Annotated in this window: 7 protein-coding genes; 5 read left to right on the forward strand and 2 right to left on the reverse strand. The window is 53.4% G+C overall.

All coding sequences use genetic code 11. The features are described 5' to 3' along the window. Nucleotides 1–95: 95 nt before the first annotated feature. Entirely contained in the window at nucleotides 96–272 is a 177-nt protein-coding gene (locus ABX962_RS28510) for a hypothetical protein (RefSeq protein WP_372724565.1), read from the reverse strand. An 807-nt stretch (nucleotides 273–1,079) separates the two neighbouring features. On the opposite strand from ABX962_RS28510, the gene ABX962_RS28515 reads away from it, so the two are divergent. From ABX962_RS28515 to ABX962_RS28530, 4 genes are all read left to right on the forward strand, one after another. Continuing rightward, nucleotides 1,080–1,637: a hypothetical protein gene (locus ABX962_RS28515; RefSeq protein ID WP_372724567.1), complete on the forward strand. Its 558-nt coding sequence runs from the start codon at nucleotides 1,080–1,082 to the stop codon at nucleotides 1,635–1,637. Between the two features lie 336 nt (nucleotides 1,638–1,973). Beyond that, nucleotides 1,974–2,099, forward strand: coding sequence for a hypothetical protein (locus tag ABX962_RS28520; protein ID WP_372724569.1), 126 nt, complete (start codon nucleotides 1,974–1,976; stop codon nucleotides 2,097–2,099). An 823-nt stretch (nucleotides 2,100–2,922) separates the two neighbouring features. Next, the gene (locus tag ABX962_RS28525; RefSeq protein WP_372724571.1) at nucleotides 2,923–3,180 is read left to right on the forward strand and encodes a hypothetical protein; all 258 of its coding nucleotides are present in this window, start codon (nucleotides 2,923–2,925) and stop codon (nucleotides 3,178–3,180) included. 747 nt (nucleotides 3,181–3,927) lie between these two features. Further along, a complete protein-coding gene (locus tag ABX962_RS28530) occupies nucleotides 3,928–4,128 on the forward strand; it encodes a hypothetical protein (protein WP_372724572.1) in 201 nt (66 codons plus the stop codon). Nucleotides 4,129–4,530: 402 nt separating this feature from the next. Here ABX962_RS28530 and ABX962_RS28535 read toward each other — a convergent pair whose 3' ends face one another. Further along, nucleotides 4,531–4,857 carry a hypothetical protein gene (locus ABX962_RS28535; RefSeq protein WP_372724574.1) on the reverse strand — a complete coding sequence of 109 codons (327 nt, stop codon included), beginning with the start codon at nucleotides 4,855–4,857 and terminating at the stop codon, nucleotides 4,531–4,533. 507 nt (nucleotides 4,858–5,364) lie between these two features. Here ABX962_RS28535 and ABX962_RS28540 point away from each other — a divergent pair. Further along, the coding region (locus ABX962_RS28540) for an Hsp20/alpha crystallin family protein (protein ID WP_372724576.1) at nucleotides 5,365–5,664 on the forward strand (300 nt) is incomplete at its 3' end.

Consider the following 5,664-nt stretch of genomic DNA (forward strand, 5'->3'; position numbering starts at 1 on the left):
AACCAAGCCGTGCCCCCGAGGGCAGCTTGTGAGGTTCATCGGATGGAAATTTAATCGTCCGTCCCAGGTGATCGCCGACGTTCCCAGACTGGAAATTAGGATTCGTTGGATTGGACTTGGTGGTCCAATGTGGTTTGGCGGATGAAGGGCGAGGATGTTTTTTGTGCTGCAAACGTGACGAGTGTCGGATTGCAAAACGCGGAACTTGAGAGGTGGGAACCGCAGATGAACTCAGATTCACGCAGATGCGTCACGGGGTAATCTGTGTTCATCGGCGTTCATCTGTGGTTTTATTCGTTGCCAGTTTTTTGCGCTGTGAAGATGGTAGTACCGTGCGCAAACAGTGCGAAGAACGAGGATTTGGGTCGCGTCAATGTTGCCCCGCCTAATCGCACTCTCCAATATCGTGGCTGAAAACAATCTTGGAGACGAGCACGAGTACCGCGATACTGAGTACGAGTACGAAGAAAGCAAGCAACCAGTACCAAACCGTGCACCCGAGGCCGGCTTACGTGGTTTTTCAGGTGGAATATCAATCGTCGGTCCCAGGTGACTGGCAACCGTTCCCCGACTAGAAATTAGTATTCAATGAATTGGACTTGGCGGTGTAACGTAGCATGGCGGATGAAGGCCGAGGATGTTTTTGTGCTGCAAACGTGACAACCGTCGGATTGCAAAACGCGGAACTTGAAAAGTGGGAACCGCAGATGAACTCAGATTCACGCAGATGGGTCAGAAGGTAATCTGTGTTCATCGGCGTTCATCTGTGGTTTCATTCGTTGCCAGGTTTTGTGTAGTGAAGAGGGTTGTACTGTGCGCAGGCATTGCGAAGAACGAGGATTTGGGTCGCGTCAATGTTGCCCCGCCTAATCGCACAATCGGATACCGTGGCCGCCCCCACTGTCGGGTACAATGTCGGAGACGAGCACGAGTACTGCGATGCTGAGTACGAGTGCAAAGAAAACAGGCAGCCACCACCAAGCCGTGCACCCGAGGCCGGCTTACGTGGTTTTTCAGATAAAAATCAATCGTCCGTCCCAGGTGACGGCAACCGTTCACCGACTTATGAGTTGTAGAGTATGGATTCATATAAACCGCCATCAGTTCTGGAAAGTTCCCCACCACAGCAGAAACGCACGTCGTTCTTTCGACAGGGATTGGTTTTTATTATTGGCGGTGTCATGGCGGGCACGGCAATTCTGATGACAAGAGTGGGCGTTGGTGGGGCTATAACCCAAACGCTTTCACAGCCCGGCGATTCTCTATTCAGGACGGTCTTGCCACTGTGCCTCTATTTATTAACCTTTGTCTGGAAGATTCCTCGTCGCTTGTTCCTTCAACCTTATCAGCCGACGATAATTGCGTCTTTTGTGTCGGGAGCATTCCTCATATGCTGGATTGTCGTCGGATCTAGTTTTACGACTGAACAACAACTAGAGAACTTCATTAATCAATATTCCGGTACCGCTCTATTTCTCACGGCAGCAATGTTTGCCATGATCGGCGTAATTGTTGCTGTTGAATTGGAGCGTCTCCTATCAAAATGGACTTGCAAGACGCAGCACAACGACGCACCCTCCGTTGCACTCGAGCCGGCGAGTTTCGACAATGGAAGCCCCACCGCGACGACCGAATGATCGTTAAAGTTCCCAGACTGAAAATTAGGATTCGATGAATTGGACTTGGTGGTCCAATTTGCCCTGGCGAATGAAGGCCGAGGATTTTTTTTGCGCTGCAAACATGACAAGGTTCGGATTGCAAAACGCTGAACTTGAGAGGTGGGAACCGCAGATGAACTCAGATTCACGCAGATGCGTCAGGCGATAATCTGTGTTCATCGGCGTCCATCTGCGGTTTCATTCGTTGCCAGTTTCTTTACTCGGTGAAGATGGTTGTAATGTGCGTCGGCAGCGCGAAGTACGAGGATTTGGATCGCGGCAACGTTGCCCCGCTTGGTCGCACGATCGGATACCGTGGCTGAGCCCGTTGTCGGGTATAATGCCGGAGACGAGGACGAGTACCGCGATGCTGAGTACGAGTACAAGTACGAAGAAGGCAGGAAGCCAGAACCAAGCCGTGCCCCCGAGGGCAGCTTGTGATGTTCATCGGATGGAAATTCATTCGCCCATCCCAGGTGATCGCCGCCGTTCCCAGACTGAAAACTAGGATTCGATGAATTGGACTTGGTGGTGTAACGTGGTCTGGCGGATGAATGGCGAGGATGTTTTTTGCGTTGCAAACGTAACGAGTGTCAGATTGCAAAACGCGGAACTTGAAAAGTGGGAACCGCAGATGAACTCAGATTCACGCAGATGGGTCAGAAGGTAATCTGTGTTCATCTGCGTCCATCTGCGGTTTCAATCGTTGCGAGATTTTTTGTGCGGTGAAGAGGGTTGTACTGTGCGTCGGCAGCGCGAAGTACGAGGATTTGGGTCGCGTCAACCGACTCACCTGTTCGCACGATCGGATACCGTGGCTGAAAACAATCTTGGAGACGAGTACGAGTACCGCGATGCTGAGTACGAGTACAAGTACGAAGAAGGCAGGAAGCCAGAACCAAGCCGTGCCCCCGAGGGCAGCTTGTGAGGTTCATCGGATGGAAATTTAATCGTCCGTCCCAGGTGATCGCCGACGTTCCCAGACTGGAAATTAGTATTCGTTGAATCGGACTTGGCGGTCCAATGTGGTCTGGCGGATGAAGGGCGAGGATGTTTTTGTGCTGCAACCGTGACGAGTGTCGGATTGCAAAACGCGGAACTTGAGAGGTGGAAACCGCAGATGAACTCAGATTCACGCAGATGCTTCAGGAGATAATCTGTGTTCATCTGCGTTCATCTGCGGTTTCATTCGTTGCGAGATTTTTTTGTGCGGTGAAGATGGTTGTACTGTGCGCAGGCAGTGCGAAGAATGAGGACTTGGATCGTGTCAACGTTGCCCCGTCTGATCGCACGATCGGATACCGTGGCCGAAAACAATCTTGGAGACGAGGACGAGTACCGCGATGCTGAGTACGAGTACGAAGAAGACAGGGAGAAAGCACCAGCCCGTGCATCCGAGGACGGCGTGCGAGTTTTTAGATGGAAAATCAATCGTCCGTCCCAGGTGATCGCGGCCGTTCGCAGACTGGAAATTAGGATTCGTTGGATTGGACTTGGTGGTCCAATGTGGTTTGGCGGATGAAGGGCGAGGAAGTTTATCGTGCTGCAAACGTGACGAGTGTCGGATTGCAAAACGCGGTACTTGAAAAGTGGGAACCGCAGATGAACTCAGATTCACGCAGATGCGTCAGGCGATAATCTGTGTTCATCTGCGTCCATCTGTAGTTTCATTCGTTGCGAGATTTTTTGTGCGGTGAAGATGGTTGTACCGTGCGTAGGCAGTGCAAAGAACGTGGATTTGGGTCGCGTCAATGGACTTGCTACAATCATCGGGCGGCCGGTGGAAAAAACATCGAAGAACAATACGGTGCACCCAAGTCGCCGGCGTGATCGTCTCGTGAACACAAACTAAAATGACGGCGACTGGGTGATTGCCAACGTTGACGGAGTGGACGAGGCAGCGGTTCCCAATTCATCTTGCTTAGACACACGGACTCGTTTTTGGGCTCAATCACGCCCCAACAAGTGTCTCCTTATCGTGAAACAGCATTGTTCGGCTTTACAGTCCAGCAGTGAAGGGGACGTGCAGCGAATCCGAGCGAAGGACTTGGCCTGATGGCGACACACGAATCGGAAGATTGGTACTTCGCAAATCGGGTAATCTGTTTGAATAGGACCGCAGACGCCTCGCTGGAAATTGAACAGGCTCGACTTTTTGAAATACCCCATTACCCCCGACGGCCGCTACTTTGTTCATCGAGAACGGCTGTGACGTTGCACGAACCCGAACCTGGATGAGGAAACTCGCCAGCGACTAGTCAGTGAACTGATGACCGCCCGCCGCGAGGTTGCCGCCGCTCGGCGATCGAGCGACGACAATGCGCTGGCCGCCGCTCGCAAGAAGGTGCACGCCGCCAAAGTCGCATTGGGCGAACGCGGGCCGACGTGGTGGGACGACGACCGCGACTACAATCGCTACCTGATCAAGAACACGCCTTACGCCGATTGGTGGTCGTCCCGTGCGACGTAGCGACAGTGCCAACCATTGATGCCCTGGTGAGCGTGGCTACGAAGTGTTACCTCGCCACCGACGAAGTCGGGGGAGAGGTGGAGCACGCTCCTAAAGGCGTTGCTCGGGTGAGGGGGCGACCGCGCTATCATCCGAGTCAATTCCGGTGCGCACGGTGTCCACGACGCACCGACTTGCTCGGTCAGCCCCCTCACCCCAGTGTCGCTGAAGGCTCCACTGAACCTCTCCCCCAACGAAGTTGGTGGAGAGGTGGTAGAGAGGCTGCGCATGTAAAAATTGCGACTGATCCAAAACAAACATCCACGCTCTGGCGAGCGTAGCTACGAATGTGCAAACATCAGCGCTCTGGTGAGCGTGGCTACGAAGGTGATGCCCGGTGCTTTACGGCCCGCGGATTCGTTTCTATCCATTACGAGACGACTTGGTGGAGGTTGTTGGGCGAGTCGTGCTCAGTGGGTTGCTGCGGCGGTGTCGATTCGTCAGCGTCGTGACGGCAGCGTGATCACCTTGCTGCATTTTAGCCAGGGCGGCATAGCACTGCAACAAACCGCAGTGTTGGCAACGCCATGTGGTCACGGGATAGACCTGCTCGCGTCCCAACATGAACGATCCGAAACTGCCGCTCGCCCAGAACAAGGTGTCTTTTTGGAACTCGCCAAAACGATCAATCAAAAAGCCCTCTCGCATCGGAGCGTGACAGGACGGGCAATGATGCGTGATGAAAGACATCGCTTGGTCTCCTTCAACCTTCTCGGTTCTGGTCACATTCAATCAGGGCACAAAACAGATCGCGGCGGTTGCCAGAGGCTGCCATTTTGGTACGGGCATAAACCGCGATGACAAGCATTGACCGCAGATCCCGTCGGTATCACCACGCCAGTTTTTCCTAGCATGCCAGTCTGTCGAAGCGCGGACGTGTGGCGGACCCAAAGTTGCAAAGGATGTACCGCAGCGACCTTGCCGAGCAGTGGTTTGCAGCAGCGTGCTGTGAGCATTTCGCCGCATCGGTTCGAGCGACAAATTGTCGGCTGGGACGCCAAATTGACACGAAGTCAACACGCACCTTTATCAGCGGGAAGCTTCGCCACCATGTTGATTCGCAATTGGTACAGCCGTTGCAATTTTACCCAGGTGGCCAGCAAAGACTGCCACCGAGGCACACTCGGTTAATCCAATACAAAAACCAACTTGATACACGAATCTTCTTTTGAACCCGTTTGAAAGGAGGGTACGAACATGTTAGCAACTCGATGGGAACCCTGGACGGAGCTGAATCGACTCAGCCGCGAAATGGATCGACTGTTCAGCCGTGGCGGTAACGGCGGCGTGATGGGCGTCGGTAGCTTCCCCGCTTTGAACGTTCGCGAAGACGAGGACAACGTCTACGCCGAAGCTGAATTGCCCGGCTTCCACATGGATGATATGGAAATCTACGTCACCGGAAATCAATTGACGCTCAAAGGCGAACGCAAGCCACCGGAGCATGAAGGCGGAACATGGCATCGCCAAGAATGCAGCTATGGCAAGTTCAGCCGC

It is taken from the genome of Novipirellula sp., assembly GCF_041583735.1.
Lineage (GTDB): Bacteria > Planctomycetota > Planctomycetia > Pirellulales > Pirellulaceae > Novipirellula.

Coding starts and splice junctions, on each gene's coding strand:
- ABX962_RS28510 (WP_372724565.1), bottom strand. CDS start 272: ATGAACACAGATTACCCCGTGACGCATCTGCGTGAATCTGAGTTCATC.
- ABX962_RS28515 (WP_372724567.1), top strand. CDS start 1,080: ATGGATTCATATAAACCGCCATCAGTTCTGGAAAGTTCCCCACCACAG.
- ABX962_RS28530 (WP_372724572.1), top strand. CDS start 3,928: ATGACCGCCCGCCGCGAGGTTGCCGCCGCTCGGCGATCGAGCGACGAC.
- ABX962_RS28535 (WP_372724574.1), bottom strand. CDS start 4,857: ATGTCTTTCATCACGCATCATTGCCCGTCCTGTCACGCTCCGATGCGA.